At 46.3% G+C, this 22,583-nt stretch carries 20 protein-coding genes; 13 read left to right on the forward strand and 7 right to left on the reverse strand.

Annotated elements, in window-relative coordinates; all coding sequences use genetic code 11:
• Positions 1-39: 39 nt before the first annotated feature.
• From BSEL_RS07765 to BSEL_RS07775, 3 genes are all read right to left on the reverse strand, one after another.
• On the reverse strand, positions 40-1,998 hold the full coding sequence (locus tag BSEL_RS07765; RefSeq protein WP_013172439.1) for a TRAP transporter permease: 1,959 nt from the start codon (positions 1,996-1,998) through the stop codon (positions 40-42).
• 254 nt (positions 1,999-2,252) lie between these two features.
• Entirely contained in the window at positions 2,253-3,230 is a 978-nt protein-coding gene (locus BSEL_RS07770) for a TAXI family TRAP transporter solute-binding subunit (RefSeq protein WP_013172440.1), read from the reverse strand.
• 261 nt (positions 3,231-3,491) lie between these two features.
• Positions 3,492-4,871: an MATE family efflux transporter gene (locus BSEL_RS07775; RefSeq protein ID WP_013172441.1), complete on the reverse strand. Its 1,380-nt coding sequence runs from the start codon at positions 4,869-4,871 to the stop codon at positions 3,492-3,494.
• A 368-nt stretch (positions 4,872-5,239) separates the two neighbouring features.
• On the opposite strand from BSEL_RS07775, the gene BSEL_RS07780 reads away from it, so the two are divergent.
• From BSEL_RS07780 to BSEL_RS07820, 9 genes are all read left to right on the forward strand, one after another.
• Positions 5,240-6,967, forward strand: a complete 1,728-nt coding sequence (locus BSEL_RS07780) for a methyl-accepting chemotaxis protein (RefSeq protein ID WP_041581822.1) — start codon at positions 5,240-5,242, stop codon at positions 6,965-6,967.
• Positions 6,968-7,222: 255 nt separating this feature from the next.
• Positions 7,223-8,554 carry a sugar ABC transporter substrate-binding protein gene (locus BSEL_RS07785; RefSeq protein ID WP_013172443.1) on the forward strand — a complete coding sequence of 444 codons (1,332 nt, stop codon included), beginning with the start codon at positions 7,223-7,225 and terminating at the stop codon, positions 8,552-8,554.
• A 73-nt stretch (positions 8,555-8,627) separates the two neighbouring features.
• Positions 8,628-9,935: a sugar ABC transporter permease gene (locus BSEL_RS07790; RefSeq protein WP_013172444.1), complete on the forward strand. Its 1,308-nt coding sequence runs from the start codon at positions 8,628-8,630 to the stop codon at positions 9,933-9,935.
• A 35-nt stretch (positions 9,936-9,970) separates the two neighbouring features.
• Positions 9,971-10,813, forward strand: a complete 843-nt coding sequence (locus BSEL_RS07795; protein ID WP_041582364.1) for a sugar ABC transporter permease — start codon at positions 9,971-9,973, stop codon at positions 10,811-10,813.
• A 290-nt stretch (positions 10,814-11,103) separates the two neighbouring features.
• Positions 11,104-12,150 (forward strand): LacI family DNA-binding transcriptional regulator, encoded by a 1,047-nt coding sequence (locus BSEL_RS07800; RefSeq protein WP_013172446.1) that lies wholly within the window; start codon positions 11,104-11,106, stop codon positions 12,148-12,150.
• A gap of 135 nt (positions 12,151-12,285) precedes the next feature.
• Positions 12,286-13,389 carry an AI-2E family transporter gene (locus tag BSEL_RS07805; RefSeq protein WP_013172447.1) on the forward strand — a complete coding sequence of 368 codons (1,104 nt, stop codon included), beginning with the start codon at positions 12,286-12,288 and terminating at the stop codon, positions 13,387-13,389.
• Between the two features lie 138 nt (positions 13,390-13,527).
• Positions 13,528-13,911 (forward strand): rhodanese-like domain-containing protein, encoded by a 384-nt coding sequence (locus BSEL_RS07810; protein ID WP_013172448.1) that lies wholly within the window; start codon positions 13,528-13,530, stop codon positions 13,909-13,911.
• A gap of 183 nt (positions 13,912-14,094) precedes the next feature.
• Positions 14,095-14,364: a hypothetical protein gene (locus BSEL_RS07815; RefSeq protein WP_013172449.1), complete on the forward strand. Its 270-nt coding sequence runs from the start codon at positions 14,095-14,097 to the stop codon at positions 14,362-14,364.
• Positions 14,365-14,456: 92 nt separating this feature from the next.
• Positions 14,457-14,897: a BsuPI-related putative proteinase inhibitor gene (locus BSEL_RS07820; protein WP_013172450.1), complete on the forward strand. Its 441-nt coding sequence runs from the start codon at positions 14,457-14,459 to the stop codon at positions 14,895-14,897.
• 66 nt (positions 14,898-14,963) lie between these two features.
• Here the strand turns inward: BSEL_RS07820 and BSEL_RS07825 are convergent, their stop codons facing one another.
• Both BSEL_RS07825 and BSEL_RS07830 read right to left on the reverse strand, forming a co-directional pair.
• Positions 14,964-17,633, reverse strand: coding sequence for a DEAD/DEAH box helicase (locus BSEL_RS07825; protein ID WP_177304820.1), 2,670 nt, complete (start codon positions 17,631-17,633; stop codon positions 14,964-14,966).
• 91 nt (positions 17,634-17,724) lie between these two features.
• Positions 17,725-18,489, reverse strand: coding sequence for a hypothetical protein (locus BSEL_RS07830; protein ID WP_013172452.1), 765 nt, complete (start codon positions 18,487-18,489; stop codon positions 17,725-17,727).
• 133 nt (positions 18,490-18,622) lie between these two features.
• On the opposite strand from BSEL_RS07830, the gene BSEL_RS07835 reads away from it, so the two are divergent.
• From BSEL_RS07835 to BSEL_RS07845, 3 genes are all read left to right on the forward strand, one after another.
• Positions 18,623-18,892: a NifU N-terminal domain-containing protein gene (locus BSEL_RS07835; RefSeq protein WP_013172453.1), complete on the forward strand. Its 270-nt coding sequence runs from the start codon at positions 18,623-18,625 to the stop codon at positions 18,890-18,892.
• A 172-nt stretch (positions 18,893-19,064) separates the two neighbouring features.
• Positions 19,065-19,781 carry an AzlC family ABC transporter permease gene (locus BSEL_RS07840; protein WP_013172454.1) on the forward strand — a complete coding sequence of 239 codons (717 nt, stop codon included), beginning with the start codon at positions 19,065-19,067 and terminating at the stop codon, positions 19,779-19,781.
• Positions 19,757-20,089, forward strand: a complete 333-nt coding sequence (locus BSEL_RS07845) for an AzlD domain-containing protein (protein WP_232970499.1) — start codon at positions 19,757-19,759, stop codon at positions 20,087-20,089. Before BSEL_RS07840 ends, BSEL_RS07845 begins: the two co-directional genes overlap by 25 nt.
• Here the strand turns inward: BSEL_RS07845 and BSEL_RS07850 are convergent.
• A complete protein-coding gene (locus BSEL_RS07850) occupies positions 20,086-20,544 on the reverse strand; it encodes a GNAT family N-acetyltransferase (RefSeq protein WP_013172456.1) in 459 nt (152 codons plus the stop codon). The two genes, BSEL_RS07845 and BSEL_RS07850, sit on opposite strands and share 4 nt — an antisense overlap.
• Before the next feature lie 82 nt (positions 20,545-20,626).
• Positions 20,627-21,445 carry a Cof-type HAD-IIB family hydrolase gene (locus tag BSEL_RS07855; RefSeq protein ID WP_013172457.1) on the reverse strand — a complete coding sequence of 273 codons (819 nt, stop codon included), beginning with the start codon at positions 21,443-21,445 and terminating at the stop codon, positions 20,627-20,629.
• A gap of 174 nt (positions 21,446-21,619) precedes the next feature.
• On the opposite strand from BSEL_RS07855, the gene ctaG reads away from it, so the two are divergent.
• On the forward strand, positions 21,620-22,546 hold the full coding sequence (ctaG, locus tag BSEL_RS07860; RefSeq protein ID WP_013172458.1) for a cytochrome c oxidase assembly factor CtaG: 927 nt from the start codon (positions 21,620-21,622) through the stop codon (positions 22,544-22,546).
• The last annotated feature ends 37 nt before the right edge of the window (positions 22,547-22,583 follow it).

Consider the following 22,583-nt stretch of genomic DNA (forward strand, 5'->3'; position numbering starts at 1 on the left):
AAAAAGCCCGGCATCAGTCTAACTGACGCCGGGCCTGTTTTATTTTCCTTCGATTTTCTTCTTGCGGATGGACTGAATGACGATCAATCCGACAAAGATCAAGAATCCGGTTCCTTCGATCACATAGCTTCCTGGTGTGATCAGCATGAAACCGGCAGCGAAAAGGAGCAGCCGTTCATACCATTTAAAGGAATAGATGAAATAATTCATCATCACTGCACTGATGGCAGCCATGCCAAGTAGTGATGTAAGGACGAGGAATATGACTGTCATCACGTCTGCATCAACAAGGAGAAGCGCCGGATTGTATACAAAGACATACGGGATAATAAACCCGGCGATTGCAAGCTTGAAGGCGGTGACACCTGCTTTCATCGGATTCGCCCTGGCGATGCCGGCTCCGGCATACGCCGCCAGACACACAGGCGGAGTGATGTCTGCGACAATCCCAAAGTAAAAGACAAAGAAATGAGCAGATATCTCCGGGACACCGAATTCAATCAGTGCCGGAGCTGCCATGGATGCCGTGACAACATAGTTGGCTGTTGTAGGCAGACCCATTCCAAGCAATATACATGCGATCATCGTAAAGAACAAGAGTAAGAACAGATTGTCTCCGGCAAGGCCCAACAGCCCACCTGCAATCTTTCCGCCGAGACCTGTGAAGACGACAATCCCCACTATGATACCGGCACTGGCACACGCAGCAATGACCGGAAGGGCAACCCGTGCCCCTTCTTCAAGGGCCGCAATGATCCGCTTTGGTGTCATGCGCGTGTCTTTTTTGAAGAAGCTAACAGCAAAGGCAGTTGCGATCCCCCCGAGTGCCGCATACATCGGTGTACGTCCGTCAACAAGCATGGAGATGATGACGACAAGAGGAAGCAGCAAATAGGAATTCTTCAGGAGTCCTTTTGCTGAGGGAAGTTCTTCCTTCGGTAAACCGGTAATGCCAAAGCGCTTTGCCTCGAAGTGTGTTCCCATAAAGACACCGGTAAAATAGAGCAAGGCGGGGATAATCCCGATAATAATGATATCACTGTAGCTGACGCTCGATACGTATTCGGCCATGATGAACGCCGCTGCCCCCATGATTGGCGGCATGATCTGACCGCCAGTTGAAGCAGAGGCTTCAGCGGCAGCAGAGAATTCGGGCCTGAATCCGGCACGTTTCATCATTGGAATGGTAAATGACCCGGAAGCCACTGTGTTTGCAACGGAACTGCCCGTTACCGTGCCTTGCATGGCAGAGGCTGCGACGGCGGCTTTTGCTGTTCCACCGGTAAAACGCCCGGTTGCTCCGAATGCAAGGTCGTTAAAATACTGACCGACGCCTGTCTTTGTCAGCATGACACCGAAGAACAGGAATAAAAAGATGTACTGAGACGAAATCTGAATCGGCGTTCCGAAGATGGCATCGGATGAATAAAACAACCGCCTCGAAAGACCTTCCCAGCTGAAACCGCCGTGTCCGAAATACGGGATATTCGTTCCGAACATCCCGTAAACAATCGCGAGTGTGGCGATTACGACAATCGGCATTCCAACTGCCCGTCTGGTTGCTTCAAGCAGCAGAACAATCCCGATGGTTGCAACGATGATATCAATGGTGGTAAAGCCGAGGACTCTGGCAGCGCCGGTTATCCAGTCGTATCTGAATATAATGTAATAAATTGAGGCCATGGATAAAAACGCCAGAACCACATCATACCAGGGAACGCCAACTTTTTTTTGACCGCCGGCTTTTGCCGGGTATAAAAGAAATATCAATCCCAAGCCCGTCCCCAAATGTACAGCTCCCTGGAGGAGAGATACCAGTGGACCGCCGCTTAGCGGAGTGGCTCGCCATAAATGAAACACCGTCAGGGATATGGCAAGAAATGCAATGACCCAGGCCCATTTACCGGGAAATTGTCGAAATGATGATTCCTTATCATATTTTGAAAGCATTTCTTCTTTTTCTTTTTCTGACAAAAACTCTTCTTTATTCTCTGACATTGCAGTCACCTCACTGATTCACTCTTTTTCGTAAAACCCCCAATTCGCTGATCAATCCACGAAAGCACAGGATCGTTTATTATTTTCATTCCTGCGTTTTCGTCGATCTTCTGCATAGCCATTTTTGCAGAGGATAAAGTCAGTCGAATATTTCATATTTAACATAAATATATGACAATCACAATGGTTGAAATTGGATAGTAAACGGATGAAAAAGCCGGACAGATCATGTCCGGCTTTTCATTTCAATTCAATCAGTCAAGGAGACCCTGTTCCTGGAAGTAACGTTCAGCACCTGGGTGCATTGGCAGGCCGTCTGAACCGTTCAGTGCATTTTCAAGTGTGAGGTGCTCACCTTGTGCATGAGAAACACTGCCGGCATTATCGAAAAGAGCACGGGTAATTTCATAACCGAGATCTTCATCAATCGTGTCAGTCGACCCGACAAGAACAGCGTATGCCGTAATTGCCTGGATGTCTTCCTCAAGGAAATCATATGAATCTGCAGGAATCGTGAACGCCTCGTAACCGGAGTTTTCCTCAATATAACCAAGGCCCTCATCGCTCAGTGAAATCATCTGAATATCAGCTGAGATAGACAGTTCGTCGATGCTTCCGGCCGGAAGACCGAGAAGACCAAAAGAAGCGTCAAGGTTACCGTCCTGAATACGGCCGGCTGCGTCACCAAATCCTTCTTCGTACGCATCGTAATCGCCGTCTTCAAGTCCGTATGCTTCGAGGATCAATTTCGCAGCTGCCTGTGTGCCGCTTCCCGGTGGTCCAATGGCAACGCGCATACCTTCAAGGTCTGCGATCGATTCAATGCCGCTGTCTTCAGTTGTGACAATCTGCATTACCTCAGGATAGATATGACCCATGAAGCCGAAATTGTCGATCTCAACACCTTCAAAGTCACCGTCTCCTGTTAATGCATCCAATGCAGGCAGGTGAACCGTCATACCGAGTTCAAATTCGCCCTGTGCGATATTCGACAGGTTGTCAACAGATGCACCGGATGACACGGCACTGAGATCAAACCCGTCATAGCCTTCGACGTTATTGTTAATGACGTTGGCCATTTCTGTACCGAGCGGGTAATATGTACCGCCGGTTGAACCAGTACCAAGCTGAAGGCTGCTTACTTCAGCAGTGTCATTACCGTCCCCGCAAGCTGCAAGTAGAATGCTTCCGGCTGCGGCCAATGCGATGAGGCCTGTTCCTTTTTTGTTCATGTGTAATTCCCCCTTTAGAATTCGTAAAAATACCAACCATCGTATAAAAGATGGCTGATATTCTCTTACATTTAATCAAATTAATTTAAAAATGTCAAAAATAAAATCGCGAAAAGCTGTGAAAAACATCTGTATCAGTTCCATAAAGACTGACATACGTACAATCAGGGGCTCTGGCTCATCTGTTGTATGATACAGCTCACGAAAGCAGAAAATCTGACGGCCCCAGTCCGAAAAAGCCTCATTGAATAAATATGCATATTATTCGTTGTCTGCTTTCTGTTCATTTCTGTCCACAAAAGACATGTTTCGCCACTTCCCCTGTCGCCATCTGCGGATCATCAGCAGACCTCTCAGCCATTCATCGAGGGTCATCGCAATCCAAATTCCGATCAGGCCCAGTCCGAACCAAATCCCTGCCATATAGCTCACCAATACAGCGACTCCCCACATTGACAGAATCCCGATGTAAACCGGGTATCTGACGTCTCCCGCAGCACGTAATGTATTGATGATAATTAAATTTGCAGCCCTGCCGGGTTCAAGAATGACGGTAATGATGAGAAGTATTCCGCCAAGCTGAATGATGTCCTGATTATCGGTAAAGATACTGAACAGCTGATCACTGAATACCATGAACAGAAACGAAACGAAGACGGAGACACCCGCCCCGATCCCCAAGCTTTTCATCGCACGCTGATAAGCATCCTCATAACGCTTTTCTCCTATCATATGGCCTACGAGTATTTGCGTCCCCTGGCCGATGGCAATGGAGAACAGGAAGGCAAACATGACAATGTTGATGGTATAGACCCTTGTTGTGAGAGCCACCGTACCCATCGATGCAATAAAATAGGTAATGACCATTTGGGAGGCATTGTAAGACAGCTGTTCGCCGGCAGCAGGAATCCCGATTCTGAAGAGATCGGCAAATTCCTGTTTCGGGAATGTGCTGAATGTTTTTTTCCAAGGCAAGTCTCCCTGGACTCTCCTGTAGAGGACGGCAAAAAGTACAACTGTCCCGAGAGCGCGGCTGAACGCAGTACTCATGGCTACACCGGTAGCCCCGAGTTCAGGGGCACCGAATGCTCCAAAAATGAAGATATAATTACCGATGACGTTTAACACGTTCATCCCGAGCGTCACGTACATGGCGTCTTTTGTGAAGCCGTGACTTTTAATAACGGCGGACAAGGTCATGATTAAAGCCTGAACGAAGGCAAATCCACCGACAATCTGCAAGTAAATCAGGGCAATGTCGATTAACTCTTCGGGAATATTCATTAATGTAAGAATCTGTTCACCGAAGAGAAATAAACCGATACTTAACAGCAGCCCCAAAAAGATATTGGCAACAATGGATACTACGGCAATGATCCCCGCCCGTTCATATTTTTTTGCGCCCAGGTTTTGTGCGATTAAAATGGTCGTTCCTGCGGCAACAAAACCGAACATGACAATGATGACACTCATAATCTGATTGGAAACGCCGACTGCAGCTACTGAATCATCATCATATTGACTGAGCATCAGCGTGTCTGCATTCCCCATCAGCATATGTAACAGAATTTCAATAAATATAGGCCATGTAATGGCGAATAACGTCATTTTTGATGCAGTTTTCTTTTGAGCTTCAGTCATGAAAGGTCACCATCTTTCTGTCATCATATACGGTTGGTTCCAAGAGAGGCTGATTGGTATTATGTAAATGAGCACCAGGAGGAAGTCTGCTTCAGAAGCATTCATTATGACATAACCTGAAATAAAATAGCCAGATCAAATCAGGAGAGTTCGGTACATAAATCCTCGTTACTATAAAATCAGAACACAGACAGACATTCAATGATAAATATCCTGCAATGAAAGGTTGATGAAAAAAGATTGAAGCGGTTTCAATTATAACAGAATCATGCTATAATCACCTCAATTACGCAAACGATTGCATAACGATCGCTGTACGATTGGTTTTGCAAACGTTGCATAAAACGTGCAAATAAGGAGGGACAGTAGTGAAAGTGCAATTGAGGCGGCTGTTTCAAAGGAAAGACAAAAGCAGGAGAACCAATAAAATGGTTCGCACACTCTATGGATTAATTGCGGTGATCGTCATGGTGTCGCTATCTGCAGGAGCGATCATTCTCCATTATTCATCGCAGGTTCAGGAACAGAGTCAGTCAATGGAAGAGACATCACAATTTCAGGATCAGTATACGGAACTTGTCATGACCATTAAACAAATTGGTCTATTGAATTACCAGCTTGTCACCGATGGCTATAGTGAAGACCAGATCAATGAACTGGATCGTTTACTCACTGAAGCGGACAGTCATTACATAAGTCTCGTAAATGATGCAGATGAACAGGGGGAAATCAGGCATTACCTGGATTTTATTGAAGACAGTTTGACAGCTTATCGTCAGCTTTATGATGATCATTTCTCCACGATTTATGTCGGAGATGAGGTTGAGCGGATACGCTCGAGGGTTGTTCCGGTGATTACCAGAACTGAAGTATCTCTCGCGAACGTTGATGATCGCATTCAGAATCAACTCACTGACAACAGGGAAAATGCTGCAGGAAATCTGGAGGCAGCTTTGCAGACAACAAATACAATGACAATAGGTGCGATTACTGTCCTGCTTTTTGTCCCATTAGTCTCACTCATCCTGTTTGCAACTTCATTCAGAAATGGATTCCGTCATGTGTTGGAACGAATTAATGCATACGACAATGGGGATCTCTCATTTGAACACTCACACGAAAGAACGGATGAATTCGGTCATGTGGATAAGAGGCTCGGGCACATGGGAGATACCCTGAATAAGCTGTTTAAAGTGAATGAAGAGGTTGGTGCGAAGGTATATGAACTGACGGATGCTGCTGATCGTATGTCTCATGAGCAAATTCGCGGGATGGATCATATTTCAGCTTCCATGACGCAATTTACAAAACAAACCGCGAGCCAATCGGAGTTTGTTTCGTCAGTCTCAGCGACAACAGAACAAGTATCGGCAGGTTCTCAGGAAATCCGTTCCTCGATTGAACAAATGAATGCCCGGATGACGCAGGTGAATCAGGTAACCGAAAACGGCAGGGAGACGATGCTGTCACTGCAGGAACTTGTGAAGAGGCTGATCAAAGAGGCGGAAACCGCCAAAACCGATGTAGGGCAGATGAAAGAGAAACTCGAACATATGTCAAAGTTCCTTGAAGGCATTGACGGGATCGCCGATCAGACGAATCTCCTTGCCATCAATGCATCCATTGAAGCGGCGAAAGCAGGGAAGGAAGGCAGAAGTTTTGCTGTGGTGGCTGATGAAATTCGAAAACTGTCGCAAGGTACGAATGATTTTTCCAAGCAGTCTGCAGAGGTCGTCAAGGAATTGAACCGTGATACTGATCAGGTGTTCCAATCTTTTGGTTCACTGACAGAACGGATGCGCGAGACCGGAGAACGTTCAGAAAAAACGACTGAACTGTTCACGGACATTGCACTGTCGAATCGTTCCGCATCGAAAGATCAGGCAGATATAGAAGAGTCGATTGCGCAGATCAATGAAGCGATTGAGGAAGTGGTAGAAGCCGTTACAGAACTTGCGGATTCGGCAGTGGAACTTGAATCAAGGACGAAAGAGGTGGATCAGGAAGTGACCGTTCAACAAGAGCGTCAGACGCTTCTCAACGATCAGGTCAGAACCATTACCGAAGAGAGTGCCAAATTAAAGTCAGGCCTCTGAGACTGATGGGGAAAGCCCTTACACGTTTTCTTGTGACTTGGCAAAAAAGTTTACAAAAAGGGTTGCTATTCTTTGAATGTTGGTAGTATAATGAATTCATAAGCGATGCAAACGATTTCACGAATAAGTATCGCGTTTCTTTTGCATCGTTCATGCAAACGATTGTCTCATGTTGCACTGTTCCTTGAAAGCAGGGGCCAGTGAGCGGAGTGAATCGTTGGCAACTATTAAAACAATTTTTAAGGGGGAAACACCATGTTTAAAAGCAAGCCAGTTTTACGTTCACTCACAGTTGTATCTGCTTTATCGCTGGGACTCGTTGCCTGCGGAAACAATGATGACGGTAACAACAACGAAGTCGCTGTCAATGATCCGGGTAACAACAATGAAGTAAACGAAGAAAATCATGACGACAACAATGAAGGAAATGCCAATGGCGATGCAGAAGCGCCGGACAAGCCTGAATCACTCGCAATGTGGGTCAATGACGAGGATGCCCAGCTTGATGCGTATGAAGAAATTGCAGCAAACTTTGAAGCTGAATACGATATCGAAGTGGATATCACACCTTATTCCATGCTTGAACAGACAGAGGGTATGTCTCTGGATGGTCCTGCAGGCCAAGGTCCGGATCTATTCTTCCAGCCGCATGACAGAATGGGTGATATTTCAAGACAAGGTCTTGCTCTTGAACTTGATCTGACTGCTGATCAGGAAGCTCGATTGGCTGAATACAATGAAGAAGCTGTGACTTCTTTCAGTTACGAAGGCGTTCAGTACGGTATTCCGGCTGTTGTTGAAACATATGCATTGTTCCGCAACACAGATCTTGTTCCTGATGCTCCTGAAACGATGGACGAAATGATGGATATCGCAAGAGACCTGACTGGTGATGGCAGCTACGGTTTCCTTATGGAAGCAACAAACTTCTACTTCACTTATCCATTCCTGACTGGCCCTGGCGGTTATGTATTTGCTCAGGATGCTGATGGTGTCTACGATCCGGAGGATATTGGTCTTGCTTCTCCTGGGGCTGTTGAAGGTGCAGAAACGATTGCTTCATGGTTTGAGGAAGGATTAATGCCTGTTGGAATTGATGGTGACACGATGAATGGACTGTTCACTGATGGCCAGGTCGGCATGGTTGTAACAGGTCCATGGTCGATCCCTGACTATGAGAGTGCTCTTGGCGACAGTCTGGCAATTTCACCACTTCCGGAGTGGGAAGGTGAGCGCCTCAGTTCATTCTCAGGTAACAAGGGCTGGTTGGTAAACTATTACTCTGAGAATCCATACTGGGCGACTGAACTTGCGTTGTTCCTGACGAACGCTGAGAACTCTGAAATTTATTTTGAAACTGCCGGTGAGCTTCCAGCTCATTCTGCCGTCACAATTGATGATGAGTTCATGTCTCCGATCTTCGAACAAACTAATTATGCTGAACCAATGCCGAACATTCCAGCGATGTCTCAGGTTTGGGAACCAATTGGTGACGCGCTGCAATTTATCTCTCAAGGTGACGACCCACAGGAAGTCCTTGAAGAAGCCGTTCAACAAATTCAAGAACAGATTGCAATGACGCAATAAATTTAATTTGGCATGAAAGGCAGGATCAGGGGTCGCCCCCTGATCCCCCCTTTTTCAGTTAGGAGGAAACGCAATGGCTGCGGATAAAAACCAGACAGATGATATGATTGTAAATCCGAAGCATAACCCGAAAGTGGCCGCATTGTTATCGGTTGTACCTGGTCTGGGACAAATCTATAACAAGCGTTATTTAAAAGGAACAGTCCTATTTATTCTCTTTGCTGCTTTTCTTGTCGCCATGTTTGACTTTTTGTCAACTGGACTGCAAGGGTTGGTTACACTGGGAACTGAACCACGGGTAGATGACTCACGGGTTTTTCTCAGTAACGGGATTTTGGCACTGATTTTTACTGTCTTTATTCTTTCAATGTATGGAATCTCAATACAGGATGCTTATAAAGACGCAAAGAGAATACAACTAGGATGGGTCGTGCCGGGTGCACGTGAAGGATTCAAAAACGCCTGGGACAACAGTTTTCCATACCTGATTATTGCACCGGGTTTAACACTTCTCATTTTCGTTGTCGTATTCCCACTGATGTTTATGATGTTCCTTGCCTTCACAAACCTGAGCCCGACAAATCAGCCTCCAAGGCATCTGCTTGAGTGGGTGGGTTTTCAGAATTTCGTCGATCTCTTCGCGATGGATATTTGGCGCAGAACATTTGTGAATGTCCTTTCCTGGACCTTGATTTGGACGTTTGTGGCAACGACTTTGCAGATTGCACTAGCGATGTTTCTTGCCATTATCGTGAATGATCCGCGGATCCGGTTCAAAAAACTGATTCGCACAGTCTTTATTCTTCCATGGGCAGTTCCTGCCTTTGTCACGATTATCATTTTCTCAGCACTTTTCAATGATAACTTTGGTGCGATTAACACACAGATTCTGATTCCGCTGTTTGGCGATGGATTACCGTGGTTGCAAAATGCCACATTCACCCGAATAGCACTGATAATGATTCAGGTCTGGCTTGGCTTCCCGTTTGTGTATGCCCTGTTTACCGGTGTTCTTCAAAGTATCTCGTCCGACTGGTATGAGGCCGCTGATATTGATGGAGCCAACCGTTGGCAAAAGTTCCGCAACATCACGTTCCCACATTTGATGTTTGCGACGGGACCACTTTTAATCATGCAGTATTCTTTTAACTTTAATAATTTTAATATTATCTACCTGTTTAACCAGGGCGGGCCACCGGTCCGAAACCAGGTTGCAGGGGGTACGGATATCCTGATTTCCTGGGTATACGGTTTGACTTTTGAGACCGGACAGATTGCGATGGCTGCGGCGATCTCAATTATTCTCGGACTGATGGTGGCCACATTCGCTTTCTTCCAGTTCCGTCGTTCGCGGTCCTTTAAAGAGGAGGGGACATTCTAATGAGCGATAACACAGCGAAAAAGCAACGAAAACCGATGAGCAAGAAAACAAAAAACATTCTCGAACTCTCTGTGCTCTATACGATCATCGGGATTATGTTTATCATCATCCTGTATCCGTTAATGTGGGCGTTTGGTCTATCCCTGAACGAGGGAAGCAGTCTTTACGGTTCGACGATGATTCCTGAGAATCCATCTTTTGAGCATTATATCTGGCTGTTTACGGACCCGAGAAGTAACTACCTGATCTGGTATCAGAACACGCTGATTGTGGCACTGTCGACATCTGCGATTGCAACGTTTATCGTTGGTCTGACGGCCTATGCATTCTCCCGATACCGGTTCAAAGGGCGAAAGAACGGTCTTTATGCGTTCCTGCTTTTGCAAATGTTCCCTGTATTGATGGCCATGGTTGCCCTCTATATCCTGTTGAACACGATCGGGCTTCTCGACAGCCTGGTTGGTCTGATCCTGATTTATATCGGTGGAGCGATTCCGATGAATGCGTTCCTTGTAAAAGGCTATTTTGATACCATTCCCCGCGAACTCGATGAGTCAGCCAAGATTGACGGAGCGGGACACTTCAGAATTTTCTTTACGATCATGCTGCCATTGGCAAAGCCGATCCTTGCAGTGGTTGCGCTCTTTAACTTCATGGCACCGTTTATGGATTTTATCCTGCCGCGGATTGTGCTGAGAAGTCCGGAGAACTTCACACTGGCACTTGGTTTGTTCAACTTTGTTAATGACCAGTTCGCCAATAACTTCACACGTTTTGCTGCAGGCTCAATTCTGATTGCGGTACCGATTGCAACAGTGTATCTCTTCTTGCAACGATATCTGATCAGTGGTCTGACCGCAGGTGCAACAAAAGGTTAAGGATTTTCACTTCAAAGAACGGGGAGATGGGGGATGTCCTCCATCTCCTTTTGACTACATAACAGCAATGACATGATGGGGATGAATCCAGATTCAATGCAGGTGAGATGTCTTCTTAAGTCACGGATAATAAGTAAAGCGGTTTCATGAATGATGATTCATGAAATTGGCGGATTTGTCAGATAAATTGTCCGGAAATCCTGGTGCACAGAATTGCATTCGGGTAATTGTCGAGATATGATAGTACTAATGACGGACTTGATTTGATCAAGAGAAGGGGAGTGAAGACAGTGGCTGTGACGATAAAGGATGTTGCAAAATTGGCAAATGTGGCCCCTTCGACTGTTTCGCGCGTGATTGCAAACAGTCCCAGGATCAGTGAACGAACGAAAGAAACAGTGAGAGAAGCCATGAAAGAACTCGGATACCACCCGAACTTCAATGCACGAAGTCTTGCCAATAAAAGTACGAACACAATTGGGATTGTCATGCCGAATTCGGCAAATAAAACGTTTCAGAACCCGTTTTTTCCGGAAGTAATCAGAGGCATCAGTTCCAAAGCACACCAGCTTGAGTACGGCCTTTACTTATCCACCGGTCAGACGGAGGCGGAAATCTTCGAAGAGGTCCAGCACATGGTGCAGGGAAAACGTGTCGACGGGATCATCCTGCTTTATTCCAGGGTGGACGACAAAGTCGTCGATTATCTGTATAAAGAAAACTTCCCGTTCAGCGTAATCGGACGGCCATATGATGAAAAAAAACGGGACATTACCTTTGTTAACAACGATAACTTCAAGGCAGCGAAGACCGTGACGGAATATCTCCTGCTTCTCGGACACAAAAACATTGCTTTTATCGGGGGGAATCTGGATTTTGTAGTCACAGTTGACCATATGGAAGGCTACAGGAAGGCACTCTCCAACGCAGGCATGGAACTGCTTGATGACTATGTCGTCTTTCATGAAGAACTTCAGGAAGGTGGCCAGGAAGCGGTTATTGACCTGATGAGCCTGAATGATCCCCCGACCGCCATGATTGTTGCTGATGATATTATGACGTTTGGCGTCATGCGAATGCTGTCGGAGATGGAGATGAAGGTCCCGGATGATGTGTCAATCATCAGCTTTAACAATGTGATGATCTCAGAATTGTCTTCGCCACCGATGACAACGGTTGATATTCATATTTACAATTTGGGTTTTGAGGCTTGCAACCTGCTTATTGATCAGATTCTTCATCCCGAGACCGGATCAAAACAGGTATTGATTCCGCATAAAATGATCAAGCGACAGACGACGCAAAAACTGATTCAGAATGTGACATCGACTTCATAACTTCTGTTGCTTTTTCCGGACCGTTTGAAACAGGTCCGGATTTCTTTTTGGATAGCCTGATACTTCGACAGCAATGACCGGAATTATCAGATGTGGTATACTTTTGAAATAGAAAAGTGAAGGTGGGTGACAGGATTGTTCCAATCAAAAACCATAAAAGTATTGACGATTATTTTATTATCTCTGTTGATTATTCTCGTTGGGTCCCAAGTATCCTGGATTTTCAATCCCCTGCAGGTCGCGTTTCAAACGATGTTTCTTCCATTTTTATTGGCGGGTGTTCTCTTTTATTTACTGCGTCCGGTAGTGAATCTTATGGAACGGTTCAAAGTTCCGAGGGTAGTTTCCATTTTATTGATTTACATAGCAGGTATAGGTCTGATGACGTTTATCGTCTTTCTGATTGGACCGACCCTTCAAGAGCAGGTCATGAATCTTGTAGATAATGCGCCGATGCTTTTTGAAGAGGTGCGTAAACTGATAATCAATATTGAGAACAATCCGTGGGTTCAGGATCAGTTTCAGCCAAGTGAAACCTTTTCCATTGAAAATCTGACAGAAAATATCGCGGATTATATGGCTGCGGCATTTGATTTCCTCGGAAATAATATTGCCGGATTTATCGGGGCTGTTACAAGTTTTGTCCTTGTGATCATTGTCCTTCCGTTTATTTTGTTTTTCCTGTTGAAAGACGGAGACAAAGCACCGGATCAGGTGCTGCGATTTTTGCCTGAAAAGCAACAAGTCGAGGGAAAACGTATTTTATCAGATATGGACAGTAAGCTGAGCTCGTATATTCAGGGACAGCTGATCGTGAGTCTGTTTGTCGGCACACTGATGTATATCAGCTACCTGATCATTGGAGTTGACTATTCCCTGATTTTAGCGCTCTTTGCCATGGTGACCAATGTTGTGCCGTTTGTCGGACCTTGGATAGGCACGATCCCGGCTGTTATTGTCGCTGTGATTGATTCGTGGGTGACGATGCTTTGGGTCATCGTTGCGATTGTGATTGTCCAACAGATTGAGAGTAACCTGATCTCTCCGAATGTGATGGGGAAGAAACTGAAAGTGCATCCGTTGACGATCATCGTTCTCATTCTTGTTGCAGGCAGGTTTGGCGGGTTGATCGGCCTGATTCTTGCAGTGCCTCTTTACGCCGTTACCAAAGTTGTCGTTTCTCATACGTACAGGCTCCTACAGCTCAGAAAAAAAGTCGATGAAGAGCTGAATGGCTGATGCCTGGCCCGTTGGATGTCTTTTTCAGCTCTGAAAATTCGACGCGCATATCGCGTGGACCAAAATAATGGTTTACAAACGATACCTTATAGGGTATTATATGCGTAAGAGTTAAACAATACACAGGGGTGAGAAACTATGAGTTACATGATGCAGGGAATTAAGCAGATTGATAATCAGGAATTGAAAGATATGTTGAAACAAAATGATAAAGAGACAATGGTCATTGACGTCAGAGAGCCTGAAGAATTTGATGCCGGCCATATTCCAGGTGTATCACTGTTGCCGATGCATCAAATTCCGGGAATGATCCAGGGTTTTGAAGCGGACCGGGAGTACGTCTTCATTTGCAGAAGCGGAAACCGTTCTCAAAACGTGGCCATGTATCTGAAACAGCAGGGTCTCGATCGTATTACCAATGTTGAAGGCGGTATGATGTTTTGGGATGGCGATGTAAAAGGCGGCGTTGAGAACGTCATTGAGGCACCTGATCAGTTAAAACAGACGATCAATCAAAAATAAGCAGATAAAGAATTATCAAGATCTCTTCGGAAATGGAAGAGATCTTTTCTTTTTACACTGTAAGAACGTTTAACTCGTTAATGGATGATCGTAAACGTGCATTATCAGTGTTTATTAAAAGAAGATTCAGGTTATAACTATAAAAGGTATACATATTTTTTCAGCAAAAGGGAGGCTTATACGATGATGAAATCCATTGCTTCCGGTCTGCTTGTGACCGGTGTTGCTGCAACTGCTTTTTATTTAGGCAAAGAAGAAAACAGGACGAAGGTTAATCAGTGGCTGAATGAAGCGAGAGCAAAACTGCTCAATGAAACGGCGTCAGATTACAAGCCGTATCTGCATGAGAAGGTCGGTCATCCTGATGATCAGGATCTTGAGGATCAGTCGATGGTTGATGAAGGAGCTGTCTATTCTGTGCAGTATTATGACAAACACATGAAGAATGACTGAGGATCTGTCTGCGCCATTTTGAAACATTTACAGCTGTTCATCGTCTGTAATGGTAGAAAGCTATACATGCTGATGAATGGAGTGTGAGGGCGATGAAAAGAGCCGTATTATCTTTGGCAGGTACGATGCTCGTGCTGGTTGGCTGCGGGACAGAGCAAACAGACGAACAGACTGGGGAAGATCACATGAACGGTGAAGATGTAACCGCAGAAGTCGAAGCAAACGGAGAGAATGGCGATCTTCATATTTTGATTACACTTAATAATCAGTCTTCAGAGACCGTGGATCTCACTTTTCGCTCCGGTCACCAGTTTGATGTACGAATTTATGACGAGGACGATGAGAAGTTATATGATTTTGCTGAGGGTATGATGTTTACGGAAGCACTGATTGAAGAACAGATCGGAGCCGGTGATTCGCTGACGTTTGAAGATGTATGGGAGTCATACAGCGGTGATTACGGGCCTCTGCTTATTGAAACAGAGGTATTGGCAGATGAATTTGAACTCAAAGCTGAAACGGTCTATCCGTAACGTAACGAACAGGCAGGACGCCTTCTGCATCAGGCGTCCTGCCTGTTCTTATTTTTCCTTTACGGGTCAGGGTTGCAGGGAAAACAGCTCTCTCAGTTCGGATTCGCTGAGTGTCCAGAGCGGGAGCGGTCTCCCGTCTATTAAGGCTTCTTGCAGCTGCTGTTTTTTCTGAATCAAATCATCAATCCGCTCTTCTATGGTTCCTTCTGCCATGAGCGTATGAACTTCGACGGCCTGCTTCTGGCCAATCCGGTGAACGCGGTCAGTGGCCTGATCTTCCACAGCAGGGTTCCACCAGCGGTCGAAATGAAGGACTGCGGATGCTTCCGTTAAGTTTAGCCCAAATCCCCCTGCTCGAAGGGAAATAATCATAAATGGTATGTCCGGGTTGTCTTTAAAGGAACGGATCATGTTTTTTCGCTGAATCGCCGTTAAACCGCCGTGCAGAAAAGGAACTGGCGGGTTGCCTTGGATCAGCTGCATTTCCTGAAACATGGCTCCGGTGTAACGGAATTGGGTAAAGACGATGGCACGTTTCCCCTGGTTGGCCCAATTCGACAAAAGCTCATTGGCAAGATCCCATTTGGGTGATCGCCCTGGGTTAAACCGATTTAATCCAAGCTCTTTTCGCGCCTGGGCGGGGTGATTGCAAAGCTGTTTAAGCTTCATCATCGTTTTAAACAGCGCGGCACGCTTAACCGGATCCGGCGCTTCTTCATACTGATCAAACATTTCTTCTACTACAGCTTTATACATCGTTTCCTGTTCAAAGGACAGTGTAAGCTTGTGATGATGATGCGTCTTATCGGGCAGTTTGAGGTCTTCTTGAACCTCTTCTTTTGTCCGTCTCAGCATCATCGGCCTTATCAGCTGTTTGATGAGATCAGGTTTTAAATCCCGGTCATACTCCGGTTCTGCCGTGTCGAGCAAATACCCGGGATTAATCAGTTCACTCAGACTGATCAGCTCTTCCGGATGGTTTTCGACAGGCGTGCCTGTCAGGGCAATGGTATGGGCAGCTTCCATTTTTGCTGCGGTTTTACGCTGTTGGGTCCTTGGATTTTTGATTTTTTGTGCTTCGTCAATGATCATGGCGGACCATTTGACCTGTTCAAAAAGGGCCTGGTCTCTCACGAGGGTCGCATAGGAGATGACATGGATACAATGATCCCTTGTCTTGCTGCTTTGAAACTGATCGCGTCTATGGGCGACAGTTCCTTCGTGAATGTGGATCCAATCATCACTGAAGTATTGAGCGAGCTCCTGATCCCAGTGATGCAGAAGGCTTGAAGGGCAGACGATCAGAAAGCGGGACGTTTTCAGATCGCCTATGAGATGATCGATATAGGCCATGATCTGCCGTGATTTCCCAAGCCCCATGTCATCGGCAAGAATGGCTCCGATCCCAAGTCGGCGCATACCCAGCAGCCAGGAGAGTCCTTCCTGTTGATAGTATCTGAGGCGGCTGTTCCACGGCTCAAGCACTTCCGGTTTATGATGGGTGCGCATGGAATCAAGGATGCGGTTTACATCGATCTGACGGCTCGGCTCACGGCCTTTCGGGGAGTCCCCGTGATGTTGTGGTTCAATGGCCTGTTCACGCAATCCTTGAAAAAAGAGAGTTTTCGGCTTCGTCTGGTCCGCTTCATTCAGCAATCTGGTTGCCTCTTCCTGATTCCACAAATACCAGCGATCATGAAAATGGATGACCCGGCGCTCTTCTTCGACCAGTTGCCTGAAGAGCTGTTGCTCCATCTCTTCGTCATTCAGTTTCAGGGTCCAGGAAATATCACTTGTGATCCAGGGGCCTTTGGAAAACGTTTCTTCTACTTCTTCATTCAATTGCATACGGATGGCAAGATCAGGCTCTTGTTTCAATGACGAAGGGAGCCAGCAGTTAATGCCCATATCCTTGCAAAGAGGCACGATATCCGATACGAACAGCGCCATGCTGTCTTCACTCAGTTCAAGCTGCCCTTCAGAGGCTTGTACAGGGATCTCGTTTGCTGAGAAAAGACCGAGGATCCGGGTGAACAATTGCTTGGCAGATGGGTACGGATTGGATGAAAAAGGATGATTACCCATGATGATCTCCTCATAGGGGACCCGTTTGTTCTGACCCAGCTCGCGGACATGTGCGGTCAGAAGCCACTCAGACCGGTTGCTATCCGGTTCGTGCAATATCAGTTCCATCTGAAACGTCTCTGTGCACCAATCGTTGTTCATGACTTGAATCGCAAGCTGATAGTACGGTGAAGGTAAAGGAGCTGTTATCGCGGAATCTTTATGAATCTGACTTGCCCATTCCGAGATTTCTTCATAGTTTGCATACAGTTTCAGATCGTTGATCAGCTTTTGTTTTTTTGTTTTAAACGGTGATGTACAGGTGAGAAAGGAGATCAGCCATCTTTGCCAGTCTACTTCTTCAGATCGGTATGAAGTCAGGGTGGCATCGTTGACCACGTGAATCTCTGTCGGAACAGCAAGCGGAATGAACTGAAAGAACCAGCTCCCGTCAGGTGCAGGAAGTAACGGCACAGCAAGCAGTTCTTTAATATATTGGATCCATGGATCTTCTGTAGGAAAATGGTTTTCTTTGTCCCCCAGTAAGTGCTCCGCTGCAGTGAGGGAAACAGGAACGGCCCTGCAGGAATCTGAGGCATGCTTCACCGTTTTGAGGGAGAAGGCCAGCCCGTAACCGGATGAGCGGTCGTGGTCGTATAGCGCTTGCTTCATACGGATATTCGTTATAAGATCTGCTTTTTTGTCCAACAGTAAGAAGGGAAAGTGCCGATGATCAGGTTGAATCACGAGTGAATGGGCCATCTTACAAGATCAACTCCAACATGCTTTTTCGATGAGCAAAACGGGATTTGTAAACAGCAATCAGCCGATCGGCTTCCTCTTCGTCGACACATTGAAACAGCCGTTTTAACAGCGGAGGAATGGTTGACCGGGTATGGGGCTTCTGGACTTCGGCCTGTATATCGATCGTTTGAAGAATCAGTTTTACCGCAGTCTCCGGTACCAGATCGGCAAGAAACCCGAGAAACTGCAGTTCTTCCGTGGTAAACTTCTGGTTGGTCATGGTATGCCTGTACCAGTGTGCGACACCTTCATCAATGGCTTCATGAAAGACATAAAGCTGATAAAGCGTGCGCGCAGCTCCGGGGTGATGAGTATGAAGGCGCAGTTCGTTCAGTGCACGTTTCCTCATGTGAATTTGCTCTTGAGGTGTTGCCTGTTGAAACCGGGCTTTATATGTACCTGCATGGGGACGGATGAGCCAACGATCGAGAAACGAATCGACCGAAGGACCGGGTTGTTCATTTTTTTGTTCTCCGGTGGCGGGGTGAGCGGTCATGTCGAACAGCTCACGAAACAGGCGATCGAGCCTTTTTTTCACGAAGGAAAAGATGCCGGCCTCAATCAGAATCGTCTTCCAGCGTTCTTTTTCAGACTCGAGAATTGCGTTGTCATCCGGCAAACCGTTCTCTTTATAAAACGAGCGGATTGTCGAATCAGTGATTTCAAACCGTCCCCAGGCGATGACCGTTTCTGAATGAATGTCTTCTGACCCGTTCTGTTTCATGATGACCACCTCTTTTCCTGTTGTTTCTCTAAGATCAATTGTACTTCAAAATAATCCGGCACTCAATTTCTTTACCAATGAATCAAAGCCATGTTAAACTGATAAACAGATTCATACAGAGGAGGGAATACGAATGGCAATTGAAGTAAGAGGCGAACCAACGCCAAATCCGAATGCAATGAAATTTACAGCGAATCAGGTTTTGTTTGAGGGTTCCGGAAGTGCATCCTTTAAAAAAGGACAGGAAACAGATCATGCACTTGCCAAAGAGCTGCTCAGCCTGGACGGTGTGGACAATATTTTCGGTTTCCAGGATTTTGTTACTGTAAACAAAGAGCCTGGTGCCGAGTGGGATGATCTCCTGCCGAAAATTCAGGAATCATTTGAAAAAGTGTACGACTGATTTTATGACTGAGACGAGGCTTTTTTCCGCTCCTGTTGGAGTGAAAAGGGCCTCTGATTTTTTGATGCTGAATAGTGAGTTACCGTATGGATGATTGGATAAGATGATTACATAGAGAGGCGATTAACTTGGCTTAACGGCCAGGTTTTTGTATGTATAGGGGGAATTGGAAATGGATTCTGTTCGTGATATGCAGTCTTCTGAGTCAGATTTTTTAAGGGGAATGATGGACGGGGTTCCGATCGCCGTCGGTTATATGCCGGTAGCACTTGCGTTCGGTCTGATTGCAGCGAACACAGGTCTGTCACTCCTTGAATCGTTTCTAATGAGCTTTCTTGTTTTTGCCGGGGCTGCGCAATACATGGCACTGTCCATGATCGCTGCAGGGTCGGGCATCATTGCGATCATATTTGCAACGTTTATTGTCAATGTCCGGCATCTGTTGATGAGTGCGTCGATTGCATCGAGGCTTGAACCGTCACCGGTTCTGCCGAGGGTTTTTTCTGCCTTTGTGATGACCGATGAGGTTTTCGCTGTTTCATCGGCTAAGAGAGACCCGCTCAGGGTCATGCACATTACCGGAACCGGCCTGGTCGCTTTTATGAGTTGGACAGGATTTACAGTTGTGGGTTTTCTGGCAGGGGGAATTATTCCGGGTGCGATACAGGAGAGCCTTGGTTTTGCGCTTTACGCCCTGTTTATTGCGCTTCTCGTGCCGTCCGTTAAAGAGACCGGGAGAAGTGCCTTATTCCTTGCTTTACTCGGAGGAGTATTTCATCTGGTTTTTGCACAGGTGCTGGATACAGGCTGGGCGATTATGTTCGCCTCGATTGCTTCGGTGCTTGTCTTTGAGGGGATTGAAAGATGGATCGAATGGAGGCACCGCTGATGGAGATGAATCTGTTTTGGATGATAATCGGTATGGGGCTGGTGACGTTTGTCCCGCGGCTTTTGCCACTCGTGGCGATGAACACAGAGCATTGGCCGGCATGGTCGAAGCGAATGCTCTCAAGGGTGCCGTTTGCGATTCTCGGCGCACTGATTTTCCCCGGTATCCTTTACGCCGGGGAACAGATGATATGGGGCATTGCCGGGGCCGTTTTCGCGGCTTTCCTGGCATGGTTCAGGGCCCCGTTGATTGCTGTTGTTGCAGGAGCGATTCTGTTTTTGACAGTACTTGATCAGTTCCTTCTTTAACAGAGGGCTCTGCTGTACCTTTTGGAAATAACATCATAAAAGCCAAGGGAGTTGTACAGTTTTTTCGTGGCTTCGTTATTCATCCCGGTCTCGAGTTCGATTGCTTTATAGCCTTCATTCTCTGCCCAATGAACGACTGCCATCAGCATCTTTCGTGCAATGCCCTGTTTACGGTGGTCTTTTCGGACGTACAGCTCATTGAGCCAAATGTATTCACCGCCGTGATCAAGGCCGATGTTACGATTCAAAAAAATGGCGCCAATGATGGTACCTTCTGAATTGACTGCGATGAAGAAGTCAGACCGTGTGCCCGGCGTCAGTGCCTGGCTTACGGTTTTGTGCATGGTGATTTCCGATGTGTCGGTACTGAGCGTGTGAATGCGTTCCATCATCAGATTGGTGATGCCGTTAATTTCGTCGAGTGTGCCGGGTTTTTCCACGTGGCGTATGTGCATGATTGGTTCGCTCCTTGCATGATTTGATGTTGAGCTGTCTTGACATATCAGATTGTCTTAACAGGTGTGATGAATCGGAAACTCACTGTCGATTGAGCTTGAAATGGGACTCGAGGAAGTGTGCAACCCCGTCCTGTCCGTTACTGAGGGTAACATCTGAAGCGATCTCCTTCAATGGCTGTATCCCGTTTTCCATAGCAATCCCGATCCCGGCATAATCGATCATTTCCAAATCATTGTCTTCATCACCAAAGGCAATGACCTGATCCTGATGAATGCCGTAGAAGTCTGCGATTTTTTTCAGACCGAAGGCTTTGTTGATTCCGGAGCGGACGATTTCGATGACGTTCCAAGGTGCGCCCCAGGTGCGCTGATCGACTGATTTATCAAACTGATTCGTGATTTCATTGGTGATTGCCTGGTGGCGGTTTTCTTCCGGGTGAATCAGGATGGATGTCGGGGCTTCTTTCAGCAAGGTCCTCAGTGGCCCAACTCCGCCCGGTTTCTGGTTCATCGTGAAAGCTTCAGCAAATCCGCGCTCTGCGTAGCGTAAGTAGAAGCGGTCTTTAATTTCAAACATCGTATTTTCAACCTTTTGTGACTCGCAAATCTCGAGGATATCCATTGCAGCCTGTCTATCAAGTGGTGAATGGATATCTGAAAAGGCTGTCCTCGAAACGGGATGATGAGTGAATGCACCATTGAAGTTCACGAGAGGGGTATCCAGTCCGAGCTGTCTGTAATAGTCTTTGCTCGCTCTGTAAGGGCGTCCTGTTGCAATGACCACGTGATGACCCTGGGCTTTTATGGCAGAGAGTGTCTTTAAGGTACGGGGAGAGATGACTTTATCATCGGTTAATAGAGTTCCGTCAAGATCGAGAGCAATCAGGTGTCTTTTCATAAAAAATCCTCCTAACGATGGAAAAAAGGTGATATTCAAGTCTGTCGGGTGTGATTTTCATCAAATTCATGGTATAAATACAGTGTATCACGAAAAACAGTGACGGATAAAACAGTCACGCGCATACATAATATGTGTTGTTTTTGAACAATTTATCGATTGGGGCGGTAAATCATGAATCAATTTTTTGAAACATTCACGGCTCGAACCATTTGGACGCCGGAACTGATCCTTGTTCTGGCTGTTATCAGTGTAATCTATTTGGCATTGGCACGTAAATACTATCATTGGTTTCCTGAAGGAAAACCGGTACCGATGAGGCGTATCGTATATTTTCATCTCGGCCTTTTGGGGATTTACCTCGGTTTTGGCGGGCCGTTATATGTCCTGGGCCACATTATGCTCAGTATGCATATGCTCAGTATGGCGATTGTGTTTCTTGTCACACCGCCGCTTCTTTTGATCGGGATTCCGGCCTGGTTTTTCCGGTTTTTCACACAGTTTAAGCTGCTCAAAGGTTTCTTTATGGTTGCCGGCTATCCGTTAATCGGACTGATTTTGTTTAATGCTTTGTTTTCGTTTTATCATCTTCCGTTTACCTTTGATTATTTAATGACCAATGAAGGTTTTCATAATGTCTATCAGATCGGGATGCTTCTTGCAGCGATGCTGATGTGGTGGCATATCATTCCAAGGATCCAAACCAGGTTCAATATGTCCGAACTGAAGAGAATCGGGTACATGTTTGCAAGCGGTGTGCTGTTTACACCGGCCTGTGTGCTGATCATTTTTGCAGGAGATGCGATCTATGCGACATATACAAACCCCGCTGTTTGGGCCACAGCCATGGCTTACTGTCTGCCTCCCGGAGCAGATATTCCATATGAAGTCTTTTCCGGTGAACAGTCCTTGACCCTCTTGAACAGCACCTATCATGACCAGCAGTTTGGCGGAGCAATGATGAAGGTGATTCAGGAGCTTGCCTACGGTGTGGCGATGGGCTATACATTCCGGATTTGGATGAAGCGCGATCGCGAGGAGACACCAAAGCTTGCGATTCAGGAATTTGATATGTACGAAGCGGAAACACCAAAAGCTTAACAGAGACAGAGAGAGCATGAGAGGTTTTTTAAAGGGG

It is taken from the genome of [Bacillus] selenitireducens MLS10, assembly GCF_000093085.1.
Taxonomy (GTDB): Bacteria; Bacillota; Bacilli; order Bacillales; family Salisediminibacteriaceae; genus Salisediminibacterium; species Salisediminibacterium selenitireducens.